The organism is Streptomyces stoeckheimensis (genome assembly GCF_045822005.1).
Classification (GTDB): Bacteria; Actinomycetota; Actinomycetes; order Streptomycetales; family Streptomycetaceae; genus Streptomyces; species Streptomyces stoeckheimensis.
In genome coordinates, this window is the sequence record NZ_CP169550.1 from 1195205 (window position 1) to 1214636 (window position 19432).

17 protein-coding genes are annotated in these 19432 nt (G+C 72.3%); 9 read left to right on the top strand and 8 right to left on the bottom strand.

Annotated elements, in window-relative coordinates:
* Positions 1-52 precede the first annotated feature (52 nt).
* Positions 53-931: a LysR family transcriptional regulator gene (locus tag ACE1OC_RS05640; protein ID WP_266961908.1), complete on the top strand. Its 879-nt coding sequence runs from the start codon at positions 53-55 to the stop codon at positions 929-931.
* 169 nt (positions 932-1100) lie between these two features.
* On the top strand, positions 1101-1736 hold the full coding sequence (locus tag ACE1OC_RS05645) for a VOC family protein (RefSeq protein ID WP_407836016.1): 636 nt from the start codon (positions 1101-1103) through the stop codon (positions 1734-1736).
* A gap of 75 nt (positions 1737-1811) precedes the next feature.
* Here ACE1OC_RS05645 and ACE1OC_RS05650 read toward each other — a convergent pair whose 3' ends face one another.
* Positions 1812-2162, bottom strand: coding sequence for a hypothetical protein (locus ACE1OC_RS05650; RefSeq protein WP_407836017.1), 351 nt, complete (start codon positions 2160-2162; stop codon positions 1812-1814).
* A 4-nt stretch (positions 2163-2166) separates the two neighbouring features.
* Positions 2167-2811, bottom strand: coding sequence for a TetR/AcrR family transcriptional regulator (locus tag ACE1OC_RS05655; protein WP_407836018.1), 645 nt, complete (start codon positions 2809-2811; stop codon positions 2167-2169).
* A gap of 105 nt (positions 2812-2916) precedes the next feature.
* Here ACE1OC_RS05655 and ACE1OC_RS05660 point away from each other — a divergent pair, with 105 nt between their 5' ends.
* Positions 2917-4038 (top strand): FAD-dependent monooxygenase, encoded by a 1122-nt coding sequence (locus tag ACE1OC_RS05660; protein WP_407836019.1) that lies wholly within the window; start codon positions 2917-2919, stop codon positions 4036-4038.
* Positions 4039-4087: 49 nt separating this feature from the next.
* Here ACE1OC_RS05660 and ACE1OC_RS05665 read toward each other — a convergent pair whose 3' ends face one another.
* Positions 4088-6277 carry a putative bifunctional diguanylate cyclase/phosphodiesterase gene (locus ACE1OC_RS05665; RefSeq protein WP_407836020.1) on the bottom strand — a complete coding sequence of 730 codons (2190 nt, stop codon included), beginning with the start codon at positions 6275-6277 and terminating at the stop codon, positions 4088-4090.
* Positions 6274-7104 (bottom strand): SAM-dependent methyltransferase, encoded by an 831-nt coding sequence (locus ACE1OC_RS05670; protein WP_407836021.1) that lies wholly within the window; start codon positions 7102-7104, stop codon positions 6274-6276. The genes ACE1OC_RS05665 and ACE1OC_RS05670 overlap by 4 nt, the downstream gene beginning before the upstream one ends.
* A gap of 1129 nt (positions 7105-8233) precedes the next feature.
* Between ACE1OC_RS05670 and ACE1OC_RS05675 the strand changes: the two genes are divergently transcribed.
* Positions 8234-9004: a hypothetical protein gene (locus ACE1OC_RS05675; RefSeq protein WP_407836022.1), complete on the top strand. Its 771-nt coding sequence runs from the start codon at positions 8234-8236 to the stop codon at positions 9002-9004.
* 209 nt (positions 9005-9213) lie between these two features.
* On the top strand, positions 9214-9834 hold the full coding sequence (locus ACE1OC_RS05680; RefSeq protein ID WP_407836023.1) for a hypothetical protein: 621 nt from the start codon (positions 9214-9216) through the stop codon (positions 9832-9834).
* Between the two features lie 142 nt (positions 9835-9976).
* Here the strand turns inward: ACE1OC_RS05680 and ACE1OC_RS05685 are convergent, their stop codons facing one another.
* Positions 9977-10492 (bottom strand): hypothetical protein, encoded by a 516-nt coding sequence (locus ACE1OC_RS05685; RefSeq protein WP_407836024.1) that lies wholly within the window; start codon positions 10490-10492, stop codon positions 9977-9979.
* 352 nt (positions 10493-10844) lie between these two features.
* Between ACE1OC_RS05685 and ACE1OC_RS05690 the strand changes: the two genes are divergently transcribed.
* Positions 10845-11534 (top strand): class F sortase, encoded by a 690-nt coding sequence (locus ACE1OC_RS05690; RefSeq protein WP_407836025.1) that lies wholly within the window; start codon positions 10845-10847, stop codon positions 11532-11534.
* Between the two features lie 60 nt (positions 11535-11594).
* Here the strand turns inward: ACE1OC_RS05690 and ACE1OC_RS05695 are convergent, their stop codons facing one another.
* Both ACE1OC_RS05695 and lysX read right to left on the bottom strand, forming a co-directional pair.
* The gene (locus tag ACE1OC_RS05695; protein ID WP_407836026.1) at positions 11595-12506 is read right to left on the bottom strand and encodes a polysaccharide deacetylase family protein; all 912 of its coding nucleotides are present in this window, start codon (positions 12504-12506) and stop codon (positions 11595-11597) included.
* A gap of 88 nt (positions 12507-12594) precedes the next feature.
* Positions 12595-15909 (bottom strand): bifunctional lysylphosphatidylglycerol synthetase/lysine--tRNA ligase LysX, encoded by a 3315-nt coding sequence (gene lysX, locus ACE1OC_RS05700; protein ID WP_407836027.1) that lies wholly within the window; start codon positions 15907-15909, stop codon positions 12595-12597.
* Between the two features lie 61 nt (positions 15910-15970).
* Here lysX and ACE1OC_RS05705 point away from each other — a divergent pair, with 61 nt between their 5' ends.
* Complete coding sequence (locus tag ACE1OC_RS05705; RefSeq protein WP_407836028.1) at positions 15971-16432, top strand: universal stress protein; 462 nt, start codon at positions 15971-15973, stop codon at positions 16430-16432.
* 152 nt (positions 16433-16584) lie between these two features.
* Complete coding sequence (locus ACE1OC_RS05710) at positions 16585-17310, top strand: DUF4328 domain-containing protein (protein ID WP_407836029.1); 726 nt, start codon at positions 16585-16587, stop codon at positions 17308-17310.
* A gap of 18 nt (positions 17311-17328) precedes the next feature.
* Here the strand turns inward: ACE1OC_RS05710 and ACE1OC_RS05715 are convergent, their stop codons facing one another.
* Complete coding sequence (locus ACE1OC_RS05715) at positions 17329-18543, bottom strand: CapA family protein (RefSeq protein ID WP_407836030.1); 1215 nt, start codon at positions 18541-18543, stop codon at positions 17329-17331.
* Positions 18544-18836: 293 nt separating this feature from the next.
* Here ACE1OC_RS05715 and ACE1OC_RS05720 point away from each other — a divergent pair, with 293 nt between their 5' ends.
* Positions 18837-19376: a sigma-70 family RNA polymerase sigma factor gene (locus ACE1OC_RS05720; protein WP_407836031.1), complete on the top strand. Its 540-nt coding sequence runs from the start codon at positions 18837-18839 to the stop codon at positions 19374-19376.
* The last annotated feature ends 56 nt before the right edge of the window (positions 19377-19432 follow it).

Genomic DNA, 19432 nt, shown 5'->3' on the forward strand with positions numbered 1-19432 from the left:
TGAAAGAGCTCAAGTCAATAGGATCAACCTATGCAGGCGCTAGCCTGGAGTCATGCAGTTCCAGCAGCTGGTCTACTTCGTCGCCGTCGCCGAGACCCGGCACTTCACGCGCGCGGCCGAGCGCGAACACGTGGCCCAGCCCTCCCTGTCGCAGCAGATCAAGGCGCTCGAACGGGAGCTGGGCGCCGAGCTCTTCAGCCGGGCCCGCGGGAACATCACGCTCACCGACGCCGGCGAGACCCTGCTGCCGCTGGCCCGGCGGATCCTCGCGGACGCGGACACGGCGCGGCTGGAGGTGCAGGAGCTGGCGCAGCTGCGGCGCGGCCGGATCCGGCTGGGGGCCACACCGAGCCTGTGCACCGGCCTGCTGCCGGGCGTGCTCCGCGCCTTCCACACCGCCCATCCGGGGATCGAGCTGCTGATCGAGGAGAGCGGTTCGCTGGACCTCGTACGGGAGCTCGCGCGCGGCTCCCTGGACCTCGCGCTGATCGCCCTGCCGCTGCCCCCCTCGGCGCCGGCGCTGACGACGGTGGAGCTGCTGACGGAGGACCTGGTGGTGGTCTCCTCCGCGGCCCTGCCGCCTCCGGCGGGCGGCGGTTCGCTCACGGTGTCCGCGCTGCGCGACGAGCCGATGGTCATGTTCCGGCACGGCTACGACCTGCGGGACCTGACGGTGGCGGCCTGCCGCGCGGAGGGCTTCGAGCCGGTGTTCACGGTGGAGGGCGGCGAGATGGACGCCGTACTGGGCTTCGTCCGCGCAGGGCTCGGCATCGCGGTGGTCCCGGCGATGGTCGTCGACCACGCGGGCTCCGGCCTGCGCGCCACCCCCCTGGCGGGCTCCCCCCTGCGCCGCACGATCGCCCTGGCCCACCGCACGGACGTGGCACCCCCGCGCGCGGCCCGCGAACTGAAGCGCATCCTGCTGGGCTGAGACCCCTCGGGGACGCGTTCGCCCCGCACAGGCCGATCGAGCGGGTCGATGCGTTCCACTGCCGAATCCACGGCGGACGCGGCCGGGGCGGCGAGCATGGCCGGGGCGGCGAGCGTGGCGTCGGGCGTGGCGTCGGGATTTGTGCGGGATGTCGGGCAATGATGGCGCCGTGCGACTTGATCACGTGTCCTATGCGGTGGCCCGCGACAGCTTCGTCTCCACCGTCCAGTGGATCGGATCGGCCCTGGGCGCCGGGTTCGTCGACGGGGGCGTGCACCCACGATTCGGCACCCGCAATTTCATTCTCCCGCTGAGTGGCGGCACCTACGTCGAGGTCGTCACCACGCTCGACCACCCCGCCGCCGACCGTGCACCCTTCGGCCAGGCGGTCGCGCGCCGCGCCGCCGAGGGCGGCGGCTGGCTCGGTTGGGTGGTCGCCGTCGACGACATCGCCCCGGTCGAGGCCCGGCTCGGCCGCACCTCGGACGAGGGCCACCGCGTCCGCCCCGACGGGTTCGACCTGAGGTGGAAGCAGATCGGTGTGCGGGAACTGATGGAGGACCCGCAGCTGCCCTACTTCCTCCAGTGGCTGGCCCCCGTCGAGGAGCGTCCGAGCGCCGGCCCGCGCACCTCCTCCACCATCCACGGGGTCTCCATCGCCGGCGACGCCGCCTCCATCGCCGAATTCCTCGGCGAACCTGCCGACCACCCCCTCGACCAGATCGACGTCACCTGGGTCGAGGACGAGGAGCCGGGCCTGGTCTCGGTCGAGTTCGCCACCGCCCACGGCCCGGTCACGATCTGACCACCGCGCCGGTGGCCGCTGACGGCGGTGACCACACCGGCCACCGCCTGCGCTGAGGGCGCCTCCGGGTTCGGGCTAGGGACCGGGGTCGGATTCGGGTTCGGATTCGGGTTCGGCCGCTGCGGGCACGACCGTGGCCGTCCACGAACCCGGCTCCGACGGCGGGTCCCAGACCACCACGACCTCTCTCCCGTGATAGTCCCGGGCGAGCCCCTGCACCATCTCGGCGGCAGCCCGCTGCGCCTCCTCCAGGGCCACGTCGGACGGGACGTCGCCAAGCCCGCCGCACAAGGTCCCGTTTCCGGTGATCACCCCGGTCCGCCACCCGTTGATCCCCACGCCACCCCGGCCGGCCATGAGGATCACGCCGGTGGGCAGGCCGAAGGAGGGCCGCCGCTTCTTCACCTTGCGGTTCGTTCGGGCCATGGCGTCAGGCCCGGCGGGCGGGCAGCGCCCGGTCGAGGCCGCCGGCCAGGAGGACGAAGGCACGCTCCGCGTCGGCCACGGCCGCGGGGTGGGCCTCGTCGGCGCTCCGGCCGGCGTCGATGCGACGCCAGTTCTCCCGGCCGAGTTCCTGCCGGGCAGCCACCAGGTATCCGGCCGCCAGACGGGCCGTGAGCGGGTCGACCGCTTCGGCTTCGAGCACGGCGGCGAGCAACTCCACCTCGCGGGCGGTGTAGTGGGCCAGCCGGGACTCCAGGCTGGCGGTGCTGTAGAGCAGCCCCTCGAAGGCGAGCACGTTCGGGTGGTCGCAGAGCCCTGTGATCGGGTCGCGCTCGGCGAGCGCCGCCAGGAAGTGCGCGCGCACGGCCGCCAACGGGGTCTGCCCCGCGGCCCGGTCGCGCACGATGCGCGCCGCCTCGTCCTGATGGTCGGCGAAGCGGTCGAGGACCAGGTCCTCCTTGCTCGGGAAGTAGCGGAACAGCGTCGGTTTGGAGACCTCGGCAGCGGCTGCGACATCGGCCACCGAGACGGCGTCGAAGCCCCGCTCCAGGAAGAGTTCCAGCGCCGTGGCAGCCAACTGCCGGCGCGTACGGAGCTTCTTGTTCTCGCGCAGACCCTTCGTGTTCTCCATGCGTCCAGCCTAACACGAATGAGTGACCCGGTTAGTTTTGTAACCGGGTTGCATTTTTTCGCGAGAGGCGCTTTCCTTGAGACACCGACGACGAGGGGACGTCTCATGACCGACGCGATCGACCTAAGGGATGCGGTGGGCGCAGCAGGTGGTGCGGATCGTGCCGACGTGCTGATCGTGGGCTCCGGCCCGACCGGCCTCACGCTCGCCTGCGACCTGGCCCGCCGCGGCATCGCGGTGCGGGTCGTCGAAGGCCGCCCGGCACCGCACCGCGAGTCCCGGGGCAAGGGCCTCCAGCCGGACAGCCTCGCGTTCTTCGAGGAGCTCGGCGCAGCCGACTCCGTGAGGCGCAAGGGGCGCGAAGGCGTGGTGCTGCGCAAGTACTTCGACGGGGAGCCCGTCAAGGACACCGCCGTGGAGGGAGGCCTGCTCATCGGGCAGTGGCAGGTGGAGGAGAGCCTGCGCGACCGACTGGGCGAGCTGGGCGTGCGCGTCGCGTACGGGTCCCGGCTCGCCGGAATCACCCAGGACGCGGACGGCGTCCGCGCGCAGCTGGAGGACGGCACCGTGATCCGGGCCGGCTACCTGGCGGGGTGCGACGGCGGACACAGCACCACCCGCGGACTCCTCGGCATCCCCTTCGAGGGGATCGGGGAGAGGGAGCCGGCGATGGTGCTGGGGGACGTGAAGGCGCCGGGGCTCAGCCGCGCGTTCTGGCACCAGTGGTTCACGTCGGACGGGGGCGGGATCCTGCTCTGCCCGATGCCGGGGACGGACACGTTCCAGCTGCAGGCCGCTCCGGAGACGGACGAGCGGGGCGAGGCGCTGCCGCCTTCGCTGGAGAGCTTCCAGCGGCTCTTCGACCGGCACGCCCGGATGCCGGGGGTACGGCTCGCGGAGCCCACCTGGCTCTCCTCCTGGCGGGTCAACGTCCGCATGGCCACCCGGATACGCGAGGGCCGGGCATTCCTCGCCGGGGACGCGGCGCACGTCCACCCCATAGCCGGCGGGCTGGGCATGAACACCGGCATCCAGGACGCCGCCGCCCTCGGCCGGACGCTGGCCGCCGTCCTCTCCGGGGCGGCCGGGGAGGAAGCGCTCGACGGGTACCAGGCGGAGCGGCTGCCGGTGGCCGCCCACGTCCTGGCGGACACGGCCCGGCGCTACGAGCGGGTGGTGGCGGCCGTCCGCGAGCCGGGCCGGGGCACGGAAGCGGGCCTGGAGTGAGCCCGGGCGGCCCGAAGGCCCCGAAGGGCCCCGGCGGCCCGGGCTGCGCTCAGAGGGTGGGCACCGCGTCCGACAGGGACAGCGTGTGGATGCGGTCGGCGGCGCCCGGGCGGGCGTAGTACCAGCCCTGGGCCGTGTCGCAGCCGAGGGCTCGGAGCTGCGCGGCCTGCGCGCCGGTCTCCACGCCCTCGACGGTGACGGCGAGTTCGAGACTGTGGGCCAGGGCGACTATGCCCTCCACGATCTTGACGTCGACCGGGTTGGCCGGGTGCTGCTGCATGCCCTTGGTGAAGGAGCGGTCCAGCTTCAGCACGCTGACGGGCAGGCGGCGCAGGTTGGCCAGGTTCGAGTAGCCGGTGCCGAAGTCGTCGAGGGCGATGTCCACGCCCAGGGCGGCGAGCCGGCGCAGCGGTTCGAGGAGTTCGTCGTCGGCGCCGATCAGGGCCGACTCGGTGACCTCCAGGCACAGCGTTCCCGGAGTCAGGCCCGAGGACTCCAGGACGCGGATCGTGTCGGCGACCAGGCCGGGATGGTGCAACTGGGTCGGCGACAGGTTGACGTTGATCCGCAGGGTGGCGCCGCCCTTCTGGTGCTGCCAGGCACGGGCCTGGCGGACGGACTCCTCCAGGACCCAGCGGCCGAGCGGCACGATCAGTCCGGTGCGTTCGGCGAGCGGAATGAACCGGTCCGGCCCGAGCACCCCGTGCTGCGGGTGCGACCAGCGCACCAGCGCCTCGGCGCCGTGCACGCTGCCGTCGTGCATGTGGACCAGCGGCTGGTACTCGATGAAGAACTCGCCGCGTTCCAGCGCCGCCGGGAGGGCGTTGGTCAGTCCGTGCCGGGTGATGGCCCGCGCGTCGGCAGCGGCGTCGGCGAACTCGAACCGGTTGCCGCCCGCCGCCTTGGCCCGGTACATGGTGATGTCGGCGCTGCGCAGCACCTCCGCGGGGGTGCGCTCGCGGGCCGGGCCCTCGACGATGCCGATGCTGCCCCGGACCGTCAGCTCGCGGCCCTCCAGCCGGATCGGGACGGAGAGGGCGGAGAGGATCCGGACGGCGAGTTCGGTGGCCTTCTCCTCGGTGTCGGGGCCGGTGGTCAGCGCCACGAACTCGTCGCCGCCGAGCCGTGCGACCACCTCGCCCGGTCCCGTGGCACAGCTCTGCAGGCGGTCGGCGACCTCCACCAGCAGCCGGTCGCCGGCGGAGTGGCCCAGGCTGTCGTTGACCGCCTTGAAGCCGTCGAGATCGAGGTAGCACAGGCCGAAGCGCGAACCGCCGGAGCCGCTCAGGGCCTTCTCCAGACGCTCGAAGAAGAGCGTCCGGTTGGGCAGGCCGGTCAGGGCGTCGTGGGTGGCCTCGTAGCGCAGGCGCAGGTTCAGCAGCCGGCGCTCGGTGGTGTCCTCCATCAGGGCCAGCTGGTACTGCGGCACGCCCTCGGCGTCGCGCAGCAGGGAGACCGTCAGGTTGGTCCACAGCACGGTGCCGTCGTGCCGGTAGTACGGCTTCTCGACGCGGTAGCTTTCGCGTTCGCCGCGCACGAGCTCCCCGTACATCCGCCAGACGTGCGGGGTGTCGTCGGGGTGGCTCCATTCGCTGACGTTGCGGCCGCGGACGTGCCCGTCCATGCCTCCGAACATCTGGAGCAGCGCGTCGTTGATCTCCAGGACGTTGCCCTCGAGGTCGGCGATGCCGATCCCGACGGCCGCGCCCTCGAAGACCGCCCGGAAGCGCTCCTCGCTGGCGTGCAGCGCCTGCTGGGCGTCGGTGCGGGCGGTCAGCGCGGAACGCGCGATGGCCTCCTGCTCCTTGAGCGTGCGCTCGCGCAGGGCACGGGCGAATCCGGCCGCGATGCCGTGCTGGAGCCGGGCGCAGCGGGACCGGTACTCCTCGGTCCCCTCGACGCTCTCGGCGTCGGGGCCCTCCGGGCCGCAGTACAGCACCAGGTAGGACTCGACGACGCCGAGCGTGCCGGCCAGGGCCTCCGGGTCCGTGCAGTGGACCGCGACGAGCTCCTCCCCGACCCGCTGGCCGACGGAGGAGTCGAAGGGGCGGGCGCGCAGGGCCTCGACGAGGGTGCGGGTGAGGGGTACGAGGTGGCGTTCGAACTCGCCGCGGGTGAGCGAGGTCGCGGTGACCGGGAAGATCGCCCTTCCCCAGATGGTCGCGAACCGCCCGATCCGGTCCTCCAGGCCGCCCTGCGGCGCGGCCGGGTCGTCCGCCGTCTGCGTCGGCAGTCTCACGCCTTGCGTCCCACTCCTGCGAAGCCCGAGAAGGCATAGGGATCTTCGTCCACGGCGTCACCCTCGGGCCCGCCGGTGGCGTCGGGCCGCCAGTCGGGCATGGACACCAGTCCGGGCTCGATCAGGCCGAAGCCGTCGAAGAAGCGCCGGATCTGCTCCGCGTCGCGCATGACGAGCGGGTTGCGGATCTCGCGGTAGACGCCGACCGTTCCGCTCGCGACCTCCTCCGACAGCGGGATCCCCGCGTACGAGGCGTGCGTGAGGATCAGCAGGCTGCCGGGGGCCAGGGCGTCGCACAGCTGGGCGACGGCGTCGTAGGGCTCGTCCGCGTCCTCCAGGAAGTGCAGGACGGCGACCAGCATCAGGGCGACCGGGCGGCTCAGGTCGAGCCCCTGCGTGACCTCGGGGGCGGTCAGGATGTCCTGTGGCTTGCGCAGGTCGGCGGCGACGACCCCGGTGCGCTCGGTGCCGGCCAGGACGGCCTGGCTGTGAGCGACCGCCACCGGGTCGTGGTCGACGTAGACCACGCGTGCCTCGGGGCTGGCGGCCTGGGCGATCTCGTGGACATTGCCGAAGGTGGGGATGCCGGAGCCGATGTCGAGGAACTGGGTCACGCCCTCGGCGACGGCGTACCGGACGGCACGGCGCATGAATGCCCGGTTCGCCTGCATGATCTTGGGCAGGCCCGGCATGAATTCCATGGCCCGACGGGCCGCCTGCCTGTCGACCTCGAAATTGTGGGAGCCGCCCAGGTAGTAATCGTAGATGCGGGACACGCTCGGCACCGATATGTCGATGCCTGGCGGGGCCCAGGCGGGGCGCTCCATCGGGGTCTCCAAGCCTTGGTCGTGCGGTGGTCCGGACGGATCGGACTCCTGTCCGAGCCGAATGTACTGATCATTGCCCAACGGAGCGAGCGAAAGCGGAAATTGGCGATCCGTTCTTCGTCACACGTCAAAGGCCGAACGGCCGCGACCCGGAGAATGATCGAAACCGACAAATACCTTTTGGGAAAAGGTCGGTGAACGGTCGGTCACGACGTGAATCTGGCTCAAACCTCCATAGCCAAAGCCTCACCCGTTCAGGCGAACCAAGGTCAACCTTCCCGCGCGCGAGCGCGCGCGACCCCATGATCCCCGGGTGAAAAGAGCCTCTTCCAGGCGCCTGCTGGCAGTCCCGGTCCTCCTGTGGGCGGCCCTGTCCGCGACACCGGCCATGGCCGATAGCAGCGCATACGCGACGATCGACGCCGGCGACGGGACGAGCGCCGTCAGGCCGGCCGTGTCCGCCCTGCGCGGCGCGACCGGGGGCACCCGAGGTGGCGGACGTCACGGCGACCAGGGCCGCCAGGGCGACCACGGCAACCGGGGCGGACGGGGTGACCGCGGGAACCAGGGCGGCCCGGGCAACCACGGCGGACCCGGTCAAGGCCACGGCCACGGCCACGGCGGACACGGCCACGGTCACGGCCCCGGCGGCCACCACGGCCACCCGCCCTGCCCGCCGCCGCCTCCCCCGCCGTGCCCGCCCAAGCCCACCCCAAAGCCCCCGCCACCGCCACCCCCGAAGCCCACGCCCATCCCGACGCCTCCCCCGCCACCGCCACCCCCGCCACCGCCCGCCCCGAAGCCGGTACCGAAACCCCCCGAGCCGGCCCCGCCCCCCGCGCGCCCGGCCCCCGCTCCCCCGGCACCCAAGCCGGCCCCGAAACCGGCCCCGAAACCCGCCGCCGAGCCCCCCGCGCCACCGGCGCCGCCCCGGGCGATCCCGGCGGCCGCGCCCAAGAAGCCTGTCGCGCGCCCCGCTTACCACGCTGCGGCGCGCAAGCCGGTGGAGCGCCACATCTCGCCGGTGACCTTCACCTTGATGACCGCGGCCCCCGCGGTGCTCGCGATCGTCGCGCTGCGCCCGCGCTAGAGCCGCCGCATTCCACCCCGTAATCGATTGGGAGTCATCTTGTCGGAATGGCTCGTCCTGTCCCTCGCGATGGCCGCGGCGTGTGCCGTGGTGCTGGCCATCGCCTTCTTCAATCAGCGCCGGATCGGTGAGGACGACGATCCCAGCGAGACCCCGGACGTCATCGAGTACATGACGATGATGATCGGCGTGATCTACGCGATCGTGCTGGGCCTGGCGATCGCCGGCGTCTGGGAGGGCCGCGGGGCCGCCCAGGAATACGTGCGCCAGGAATCGCAGGCCCTGCACGAGATCAGCGTCCGCTCCGAGGTCTACCCGGCGGACGTGCGCAAGAAGATCAGGTCCGACGTCGACGCCTACGTGACCTACGTCGTCGACACCGAATGGAAGGAGATGGCCGAGAACGGCGAGCTGACGGACCGCAGCGGGGAGCTGCTGGAACGCATCCGCCGCGACGTGACGGACTACGAACCTCAGACCGACCACGAGGGCCAGGCCTACCAGCCGCTCGTGGACCAGGTCGCCGTGGTCGACGACGCGCGCAACGCGCGCGGCCAGAGCGCCGGGGCCACCATGCCCGGGGTGGTCTGGTTCGGCCTGATCGCCGGAGCCCTGGTGACGGTGGGGCTGATCTTCACCCTCCAGATCAGGCGCTCCTTCCGGGAACTGCTGCTGGCCGGACTGTTCAGTGCGCTGATCGCGTTCCTGCTGTTCCTCATCTGGGACTTCGACGCCCCCTTCGGCCGGGGCATCGCCGCCACCGCCGAGCCGTTCCTCTCCCAGTTCCCGCATCTGGGCCTGGGCGACTGACACCGCGTCGCCCGCCTGCCGGGCCCGGCGGCCCGGCAAACCGGGGACGGGCCTCCCGTCCCCGGTTCGGCCTATCGCCATGCCCCATTCGCCCGTTCCTGATCGCGGGTCACCGCGCCCGGACCTAGCGTGGCGGACATCGAGGCGCACGACCCCCCACGTGCGGAAACCGTTCCGCGGCTGCTCCTCGGGGATCCGGAGAATCAACCATGGGCGCGATACCCACCTCCCCCACAGCCCTGTTGGGCGCCGCCGCGGCGGGCGCCCTCCTGATAGTCGGCGCGGCGGCCGCTCCCGCCGCGCGCGCGGCCGAGGCCGCGCCCATCACCTCCTTCGGTTTCGCCATCACCCCCTCGACGGTCGCCCCCGGCGGTCAGGTGGTGCTGTCCGTCACCGGCTGCAACGCCGCCTTCGCCACCGTCTCCTCCGGCGTCTTCGACACCGTGAGCATCGACCGGGGCAAGACCGCACGGGTCACCGTGGACCGGGACGCGCGGCGCGGAGCCCAGTACTCCGTCTCCTTCACCTGCGCCGGCGAGACCGGCTCGGCCGACCTGACGATCGCCGGCGGCACCGGCAAGCCCACGACCAGCTCCACCGTCGGCGCCCGCAGGAGCGCGAGCGCGGACGCCGGTACGAGCACGGGCACCAGCGCCGGTACCGGTACGGGCGCTTCGCGCCGTGCCACCCTCGGCGTCCGCGGAGGCCTCGGCGGCAGTGTGGCCCGGCTCGATCCCCTGGAACTCGGCGCCGGCGCGGGGCTCGTCCTCGGCGGGCTGGTCGGTCTCGGCTACGCCCTGCGCCGCCGGGACATCCGCCGCATCCACTGACCGCACCCCACCACCGGTGCACCCCTCACCCGTACCCGTACCCCCATCCGCTCGATCCCTCCGGAAACGCCGGTCGCCCCGTGTCCTGGCCAGGACACGGGGCGACCGGCGGTTGTCCGGGCCGACCGGGGAGGTCGGCCGGTCAGGCCCGGCCGCGGATCGGGCGCCGACGGCGCATCACGTGGGCGCCGGCACCGAGGGCCGCCGCACCGACGAGGCTCGCGCCGATGGCGGTCTCGGCGGTGGACGGGCCGAGGGAGCCGCCGAGGCCTCCCTGTGCGCCGCGGCCGTCCAGGATCGTGAAGCGGTGCGTGGCGACGAGGCTGTTGTCGTGGCACTTGACCGACAGCGTGTGGTGCCCGGGCGAGGCGTGGTTGAAGATCCGGACGGTCGCGAAGCCGATGGAGCCGGCGGACAGGTTCGTCTGCGGAAAGTTGCCGTGCGAGAAGACGATGCCGCCGTGGCCGCAGCCGGCCGCGCTGACCTGCATCGTGGAGCCCTGGTGCACGGAGTACGGGTTGACCGTGACATTGCTGGGCCCGCCGTTTCCTCCCGAGGGCGGACCGCCCGCGGGGTTCGCGGAGGCGAAGGGGGCACTGAGGGCGATGGCGGCGCAAGTGGCCGCCGCGGTCACGGTAAGAGCGCGGAGAACACGCATGGTGGAACCTCCAGCGGAAAGCGCCCCGGAGCGGTGGCCCGGGCAGATCGACGAGAACGCCTCCCATCACGAACCCTCGACTCGGTCCGCAACCAGCGCATGTTCGCCTTTGGGCCGCAAGGTTGAGCGACACGCCGATGCGCGGACGCGCATCCTGACGGATCCGCAGGTCACGACCCGTCAGGCATTTATGTGACGATTACCTGGATGGGCGCACCCCTTCCGGCCCCACCACCCGTTCGCCCTTCCCCGATCGCCGTCCCGCACGCACCGCCTTAGCGTGCGTGAAGTAGGGCGTGAAGGGGTGGGACAAGAACGCGGGTCGGGACCCCCGCGTCGGGAAGGGAGAACCATGCTCGAGGACGAGAGTGAGAGGCCACCGAGGAGACGCTCCCCCTGGGGTGCGATCGCGCTGGTCATGCTCACCGGCCTCGCCATGATGCGCAACGGAGCCGAGGCCGGCGACGGGCCCCCGCAGCCGGCCGCAGCGGCGGCGGTGAGTGCGCCGGCCGGTTCTGCGGTCGGGCCACAGGACCATCAGGCAGCAGGCGAGCCGCCCGTGCCGCCACCGGACATGGAAGTGCTGGAGCACTCGTCGGTGCAGCGCATCCGGATCCCGTCGATCAGCGTGGACGCACCGGTGATGACGGTCGGGCTGGACGCGCAGGGCTGGATCGACGCGCCGCCGCCGCAGGACAAGAACCTGGCCGGCTGGTACCTCAACGGCATCTCGCCGGGCCAGCGGGGTTCGTCGGTGATCGTGGGCCACGTGGACAACGCGCAGGGCCCCGCGGTCTTCTACGGGCTGGGTTCGGTCCAGAAGGGCAGCCGCATCGAGGTGGCGCGCTACGACGGCCGCACGGCGGTGTTCGAGGTGTACGGCGTGGAGGTCTTCTCCAAGAACACCTTCCCCGGTTCCCGGGTGTACGGGGACACCGGACACCCGGAACTCCGGGTGATCACCTGTGGAGGCGGCTACTCGAAGGGGCGCGGCTACGACGGCAACGTCGTCGTGTTCGCGCGGATGGTGGAGGCCCGCTGACCGACACCGACGCACCCGCGCGGCGGCGGACCAGGCCGCCGCCGCGCGGGGTACGGCCGCTCAGCGCGGCGGCAGCTCCGGCAGCGTCATCCGGAATCCCCGTCCGAGCAGTTGCGGCAGGTAGCTCGCCAGCGCCTGCACGCTCTGCGAGCGGTTGCCGCCCGCGTCGTGGTTCAGCACGATCACGCCGGGCGCGGCCTGCTTGAGGACCCGCGAGACGATCGCGCCGGTGCCCGGCTCCTTCCAGTCCAGGGTGTCCACGGTCCAGGCGAGCGGTTCCATGCCGAGCTCCGCGCCGATCTCGAAGGCGGCCCGGTTCCACGCCCCGTAGGGCGCCCGGAACCACAGCGGAGCGGTGCCGACGGCCTGCTGTACGACCTCGCTCGTGCGGCCGATCTCAGAGGCCATCGCCGGCCGGCTGATCTTGGTGAGCTGCGGATGGGTCCAGGTGTGATTGCCGATGACGTGTCCCTCGGCCACCATCCTGCGCAGCAGGTCCCGGTTCTCCACCGCCATCTCCCCGCAGACGAAGAACATGGCCCGGACCCCGTGGCGCGCGAGGGTGTCAAGGATGCCAGGGGTGTAGCGGGGGTCGGGGCCGTCGTCGAAGGTGAGGGTCATGGCGCTCGCCGTGCTCGCGCCGGCGGGCAGTTCCAGGATCGGCCGGGTCCGTACGGCGGGCTTCGCCGCGGGTGCGCGCTCCGGGGCCCCTTCGGAGGTCATCGGCTCGAGCCGGTACGGGGATCCCCGCGGGAACTGCGGCAGTCCGGCGGGAGCTCCGGTGAGGGGTCCGGGCCCTGCGGCCCCGCCGGGTGCCGCCCCGGGGCCGGCGCCTGCGACGGGGGTCCGTGCGCCCGATGGCGGCAGATCGGTCTCACCGCCCGTCAGCAGCCCTGCGGCGGCGGCGACTCCGAGGAAGACGGCGGAGCGCAGGAGCACGCGTCGCCCTACTGTCGGCTCGTCATTTTTCATTACTACTACGTATCAACGACACCGCCGCAGATGTCGAGAGGCGCGGACGCGCCCCCGCGCGCTCACCCGCTCGGAGCAGTCCCGCCGGTCAGCCCCGCCTCACCAGCGGGAACGGCAGCGTCTCGCGGATCGTGAGCCCCGTGAGGAACATGACGAGGCGGTCGACCCCGATGCCCAGCCCGCCGGTCGGCGGCATCGCGTACTCCAGTGCGTCCAGGAAGTCGTTGTCGAGCTCCATGGCCTCCGGATCCCCGCCCGCCGCCAGCAGCGACTGCGCGGTCAGCCTGCGCCGCTGCTCGACCGGGTCGGTCAGTTCCGAGTAGGCGGTGCCCAGTTCGGTGCCGAAGGCCACCAGGTCCCAGCGCTCCGCGAGCCTGGGGTCCTTGCGGTGCTGCCGGGTGAGCGGGGAGACGTCGGTCGGGAAGTCCTTGTAGAAGGTGGGGAGCTTGGTCCGCTCCTCCACGAGCCGCTCGTACATCTCCAGGACCACGTCGCCCCGGGTGTTGTCGGGCGTGTGCGGCACGGCCGCGCGGTCGCACAGCCGCCGCAGGACGTGCTCCTCGGTGTCGGCGTCGACCTCCTCGCCCAGCGCCTCGCTGATCGCCCCGTACATCGTCTTGACCGGCCAGGGTCCGGAGATGTCGTGGACGACGAGCTTTCCGTCCGGTCCCGCCTTGTGCGCGATGGGCGAGCCGAAGGCGGCCGTGGCGGCGCCCTGGATCAGCTCGCGGGTCAGGTCGAGCATCACGTCGTAGTCGGCGAAGGCCTGGTAGGCCTCCAGCATCGTGAACTCGGGGTTGTGCTTGTAGGAGACGCCCTCGTTGCGGAAGGTGCGGCCCATCTCGAAGACCTTCTCCATACCGCCCACGCACAGCCGCTTCAGGTACAGCTCGGGTGCGATGCGCAGGTACAGGTCGAGGTCGTAGGCGTTGATGTGGGTGCGGAACGGGCGGGCGTTGGCCCCGCCGTGGATCTGCTGGAGCATCGGGGTCTCGACCTCCAGGTAGCCCCGGTCCAGCAGCCCCTGCCGCAGGGCCTGGACGGCGCTGGAGCGGGCCCGTACGACGTCGCGCGCCTCGGGGCTGGCGACCAGGTCGAGGTAGCGCTGGCGGACCTTGGCCTCCGGGTCGGCGAGGCCCTTGCGCTTGTCGGGCAGCGGGCGCAGGCACTTGCCGGTGAGCTGCCAGGAGTCGACGACCACGGACAGTTCGCCGGCCTTGCTGGCACCGACCTCGCCGCTCGCGACGACGTGGTCGCCGAAGTCCACCTGGGAGGTGAAGGCGTCGAGCACGGAGGCGCCCGCCTCGTCCCGGGTGAACATCAGCTGGATGTCCCCGGACCAGTCCCGCAGGACCGCGAACACCACGCCGCCGAGGTCGCGGACGACCATCACGCGTCCGGCGAGGGTGACGGGCGAGCCGGTGCGGGTGCCGGGCGGGTAGCCGGGGTGGGCGGCCTTGAGCTCGGCGACGGTGTGGGTGCGCTGGGGGATGCCGACGGGGTACGGGTCGGTGCCGGCGGCCCGGATCCGCTCCAGCTTGTCGTGCCGGACCCGGACCTGTTCGGGCTGCCGCTCGGCCCGTGCGGCCTCGGCGTCCTCCTCCCCTACGGATTCCAGCCCGAGGGACTCGATGGGCGGCAGGCCCGCGGTGGTGGCGGGGGCGGTGAGCCCGCGCGGGTGGCCGTTGCCCCACAGGGTGCGCATGCTCGGCACGGAGACGAACCCCTCGGCGATGCCGGAGGCGAGGCTGACCCGGGCGAGCGAGCCGGCGTCCTGGAAGCAGAGGAACCGCGGGTACCACTCGGGGCCGTACTTGACGTTCGAGCGGTACAGCGCCTCCAGCTGCCACCAGCGGGAGAAGAAGAGCAGCAGCTTGCGCCACACCTTGAGGACGGGACCGGCGCCGATCCGGCCGCCCTCTTCGAAGGCGGAGCGGAAGACGGCGAAGTTGAGGGAGATGCGGCGCACGCCCAGGCCCGGGGCGGCCGCGCAGAGCTCGGCGACCATGAACTCCATGACCCCGTTGGGGGCGGCCCGGTCCCGGCGCATCAGGTCGAGGGAGATGCCGTCCTTGCCCCAGGGCACGAAGGAGAGCAGGGCGATCAGCTCGCCCTTGTCGTCGAAGGCCTCGACGAGGAGGCAGTCCCCGTCGGCGGAGTCCCCGAGCCGGTCGAGGGCCATGGAGAAGCCGCGTTCGGTCTCGGTGTCGCGCCATTTGTCGGCCCGGTCCACGATCGTCTGCATCTCGTCCTCGGAGAGGGCGGAGTGGCGGCGGATGAGGGTGGTGGCTCCGGTGCGCTTGACGCGGTTGACGGCCTGGCGGGTGACGCGCATGTCGCGGCCGTCGAGGTCGAAGTGGGCGACGTGCAGGATGGCCTCGTCGCCGAGCTGGAGGGCGCCGAGTCCGGAGCGGGCGTACGCGGTCGCGCCGTCCTCGGAGGCGCCCATGACGGCGGGCTGCCAGCCGTAGCGCCGGGCGACGGCGAGCCAGGCGTCGATGGCGGGGGTCCAGGCGGCCGGGTCGCCGACGGGGTCGCCGCTGCCGAGGCAGACGCCGGCCTCGACCCGGTAGGTGACGGCGGCCTTGCCGTTCGGTGCGAACACGACGGCCTTGTCCCGCCGGGTGGCGAAGTAGCCGAGGGAGTCGTTGCGCCCGTAGGCGCCCAGCAGGGCCCGGATGCGGGGCTCCTCGTCCCCGTGCAGGGCGGCGGTCAGCCGCTGGGAGCGGAAGAGGGTGGCGGCGGCGTTCAGCAGGGCGAGGGCGCCGAAGAGGCCGAGCAGGAAGTACAGGGGCCTGGGCGGGTGGCCGTCGAACTGCCGGGCCGAGAACAGCCCGCCGAAGACCTGCTTGGCGGACCAGTCCAGCCACTGCCCCCGGGGCAGGCTTCCCGGGAACAGCGCGACCAGGCCCCAGCCGAGGAAGACGGCCGCGAGCAGGCCGAGCCCGAGCACGAGCAGGGCCCGCCACAGGGCCCCCGGCCGGGAGGCGGCGTTGAACTCCTTGCGCGCGGCGATCAGGATCACGAGGGCGGCGACCGCGAGGGCCATGGAGGAGAAGCCCACCCAGTAGTCCTCTTCGGCCACGGTCAGCACGTCGACCAGGACCAGCAGGGCCAAATAGGTGACGACGATCCACCAGGCGACCTTCTTGCGCATGCCGAGTGCGGCGGCGAGGAGGAAGAGGAAGACGGCGTAGGCGAGGTTGGCGCTGACCGGTACGACGATGGCGTCGAGGAAGCGCACGATGGGCCGCAGCAGGCGGCGCAGCGTCGGGGAGAGCGCCAGCAGGGCGCACAACAGTCCGAGCGTGCCGAAGAACGCTCCGAAGGCGTCGGGCACCCGGTTCAGGAAGCGGCTGCGGCTGCCGCGCGTCCCGCGCGTCTCCTCCACGGTGGCACTCATGGTTCGCACTGTAGGGAGGGCCGCGCCCCTTCGCGCGGTGAGCGGGTTTAGCCTCGGAAGGGTGACGGAGCATGTGAGTACGGGATTCGAGCGCGGTACGGACGGTCCGAAGGTGATCCTCGCCGGGGTGGACGGGTCGCAGTCCTCGCTCCGCGCGGCCGCCTACGCGGCGGGGCTGGCCCGGCGGCAGAACGCGCTGCTGGCGCTGGTGTACGTCCAGCCGGTGATGCCGGCCGGGGCCTCGCTGGGGGCTCCGGTGGCGGAGGCCACCGAGGAGATCGCGGAGGGGCTGGTGGCCGAGATCCGGGAGTCGGCGGAGCGGCTGAAGGGCGTCTACGACGTCCGCTGGCAGTTCCACACCTTCCGCGGGGACGCGTACGCCGGGCTGGTGAGCGCGGCGGACGAGCTGATGGCGGACGCGGTGGTGGTCGGGGCCTCGGAGCAGGCCGGGCACCGGATCGTGGGCTCGGTGGCGGTCCGCCTCGTGAAGGCGGGGCGCTGGCCGGTCACCGTGGTTCCGTAGCGGCTGCGCCCATGGTGGCGGTTTGCCCACGCAACCTGATCACCGTAGACGGAGGGGCCGCCGCTGACGTATGTTCGGGCAGCTCGGAAGGCCTGTGGGCCGTTCCGCTTCCTGCCATACGTCACACATGTTCCCGTGGGGGGTACTTCGTCATGTCCTCGATCGCGCCCGGTCCGGCAGGTTCGCCGTCGCCGTTTCCGCCGTCCCAGCCTGTCCCGGCCCTGCGTGATCCGCAGCCTCTGGCGACCGCCACGACCGTCCTGCTGTCCGTGGGAGCGGTCGTCGCTCTGCTATCGGCCTGGGGAAAGCTGACCACGTGGCAGAACATGAAGGAGGTGCTCGCCGATCCCGTGGGGGCCGACCGCAGCGGCATGGCCTCGACCGACATGCTCAGCGCCTTGGTCGGACTCGTCCAGAGCCTGACGATGCTGGCGACGATCGTGGTCTTCATCGTGTGGTTCCACCGGGTCCGCTGCAATGCCGAGGTGTTCCGCCCCGACGGCTTCAGCCAGTCCGCCGGCTGGGCCATCGGCGGGTGGTTCGTCCCGATCGCGAACCTCTTCTTCCCGTATCGGACGGCACGGGAGACCTGGGACGCCAGCACGCAGAACGCGCCCGACGGCTCCTTCCGCTCCATCTCGGGCGCGCCGGTGGTCGCATGGTGGCTGGCGTGCGTGACCGCCTGGTTCCTCGACGGGCTCGCCACGTACAAGGGCGCGAAGGCGATCGGCACCGCGGCGGCCCGCGACGCCTCCTCCCTCGGCGCGGTCGCGGACCTGCTCCTCGTCGTGGCCGCCGTGCTGGCCGTCCTCTTCGTGCGCAAGCTGACCGCGCTCCAGGGCGTCAAGGCCGCCCAGGGCCCGAACGCCGCGGCCTGACGGGAGCGGAACCCCGGCCTACTTCGCCATCGTCAGCCCGTCCTTGGCCGCGCCGCGGCCGAGGACGGCCTCGGTGATCTCGTCGCGGGCGTTCTCGTAATCCTCGCGGCCCGGCGACTGGGCGAGGGCGGCCGGGAGGTTGACGACCCGGCCCGCTCCGAGGTCCATCATCTGCGGGACGAACTCTGCCTTGGTGACCTGCCAGCGCTGCCCGGGGGCGGCCGGTGGGGCGAAGGTGAAGCGGCCGATGGAACCGTAGTTGCCGCGCATGTCCCGGGCGCCGGTGTAGTTGAACATCTCGCCGGCGACCTGGTCGCCCATGCCGTAGACGATCCAGGTCCCGTTGACCTTCTCGTACGCCTGCGGGATGTGTGCGTGGGTGCCGAGGATCATGTCCACGTCGGGGCGGCCGCCGGTCTGCGAGGCGGTCAGCGCCTTGCCGAGCGCGAGCTGCTTCTCGTCCGGTTCGGTCTGCCACTCCGTGCCCCAGTGGAGGCTGACGAGGACCACGTCGGCGCCCGCCTTACGGGCCGCCCGGGAGTCCGCGATGATCTTCTCCTGCTCCATCAGGTTGACCGCCCAGGGCTGGCCCTCGGGCATCGGGTAGCCGTTGGTGTCGTACGTGTAGGCGAGGTGCGCGACCTTCGCGGAGCCCGCGGTGTACATCGTCACGGTGCCCGCCTCGGCCTCCGTACGGGCCGAACCCGCGTGCTTCAGACCGACCTTGTCGAACCGGTCGAGGGTGCGCTTCAGACCGGAGCCGCCGCCGTCGAGGGTGTGGTTCGAGGCCGTGGAACAACCGTCGTACCCGGCGTCCTTGAGGCCGTCGGCGACCTCGGGCGGGGACTGGAAGGCGGGGTAGCCGGTGAACGGGCCGCCGTCCGGGCCGTAGATGGTCTCCATGTGACAGAGGGCCAGGTCGGCGGCCGAGACGATCGGCTTGACCCCGGAGAACATCGGCCGGAAGTCGTAGCCGTCGCCGTCCGCGTCGGAGGCCGCCCGCCGGATCACCGACTCGTGGGGCAGCACGTCGCCGCTCGCGACCAGGGTGAAGCCCTTCATCGAGCCGGCGGCGGGAGCCGTGGTGGATCCGGGAGCACCCGAGTGCGCCGGGGCGGACGGGGAGCCGGCGAGGCGGGCCGGCGCGGGGTCCCCGCCGGCGGAGCAGCCGGCTACGGCCGACAGCACGACGGCGGTCAGGAGTGCGAGGGCGTGGCGGGTGCGCGCGGTCATCTGTCCCGGCTCTCCTTGATGAGCTTGATTTGTACGACTACCCGATCTTCAGTCAATCCATAGAAAGAGACGCCTGAAGTCAAGGAGCGGCTCCGTCGGCCGGCCGCGCACTCACTCCAATGGCCGTTCGGCGTGCCGTTCGACCGTTCACCGCCCCGCGCGGCCGCCCACCGGATGACCCGGGTGCTTGGGCGCACCGTCCGGACGGGACGGTTCCCGGGCGGCCCGGTGCAGGTCAGGGTGGATCCGTCGACCCCGACCACCCCCGCACCGACCCCCGGAAGGAGCCTCCCGTGCCCCTTGCCCCCACCCTCCGACGCACCGACCCCGAGGCGCTGGCCGAACTCCAGCGCGAACACGGACGGGCCCTGTTCGGTTTCCTGCTCGGCCTCACGGCCGGGGACGCCCAGCGCGCCGAGGACCTCGTGCAGGAGACCCTCCTGCGGCTCTGGCAGCACCCGGAGGTCCTGGGCAGCTCCTACGAGTCCCTGCGGCCCTGGCTGTTCACGGTGGCCCGTCGGCTCGCCATCGACGCCCGGCGGGCGCGCCTGTCCAGGCCCCTGGAGGTGGACCCGGAGGGGCTGGAGCAGGCACCCGCGCCGGGGGACGCGGTGGCGGGGTCGGTGACGGCCATAGACGTACGGCGGGCCGTGGGATCCCTGGGGCCGGAGCACCGGGACGTGCTGGTGCAGGTCTACTTCCAGGACCGCTCGGTGGCCGAGGCCGCGGCCGAGCTCGGCATTCCGGCGGGGACGGTCAAATCCCGTACGTACTACGCCCTGCGCGCCCTGCGGAAGGGCCTCCAGGGCTACGGGTACGGACTCGGCGCCTGAGGGCGGGGCGGCCGGCGTCCGGGGGCGTCGTCAGTGCCGGCCGTGTCGTGCAGGGC

Coding starts and splice junctions, on each gene's coding strand:
- ACE1OC_RS05640 (WP_266961908.1), top strand. CDS start 53: ATGCAGTTCCAGCAGCTGGTCTACTTCGTCGCCGTCGCCGAGACCCGG.
- ACE1OC_RS05650 (WP_407836017.1), bottom strand. CDS start 2,162: ATGGCCCGAACGAACCGCAAGGTGAAGAAGCGGCGGCCCTCCTTCGGC.
- ACE1OC_RS05655 (WP_407836018.1), bottom strand. CDS start 2,811: ATGGAGAACACGAAGGGTCTGCGCGAGAACAAGAAGCTCCGTACGCGC.
- ACE1OC_RS05660 (WP_407836019.1), top strand. CDS start 2,917: ATGACCGACGCGATCGACCTAAGGGATGCGGTGGGCGCAGCAGGTGGT.
- ACE1OC_RS05670 (WP_407836021.1), bottom strand. CDS start 7,104: ATGGAGCGCCCCGCCTGGGCCCCGCCAGGCATCGACATATCGGTGCCG.
- ACE1OC_RS05680 (WP_407836023.1), top strand. CDS start 9,214: ATGGGCGCGATACCCACCTCCCCCACAGCCCTGTTGGGCGCCGCCGCG.
- ACE1OC_RS05685 (WP_407836024.1), bottom strand. CDS start 10,492: ATGCGTGTTCTCCGCGCTCTTACCGTGACCGCGGCGGCCACTTGCGCC.
- ACE1OC_RS05690 (WP_407836025.1), top strand. CDS start 10,845: ATGCTCGAGGACGAGAGTGAGAGGCCACCGAGGAGACGCTCCCCCTGG.
- ACE1OC_RS05695 (WP_407836026.1), bottom strand. CDS start 12,506: ATGAAAAATGACGAGCCGACAGTAGGGCGACGCGTGCTCCTGCGCTCC.
- lysX (WP_407836027.1), bottom strand. CDS start 15,909: ATGAGTGCCACCGTGGAGGAGACGCGCGGGACGCGCGGCAGCCGCAGC.
- ACE1OC_RS05710 (WP_407836029.1), top strand. CDS start 16,585: ATGTCCTCGATCGCGCCCGGTCCGGCAGGTTCGCCGTCGCCGTTTCCG.
- ACE1OC_RS05715 (WP_407836030.1), bottom strand. CDS start 18,543: ATGACCGCGCGCACCCGCCACGCCCTCGCACTCCTGACCGCCGTCGTG.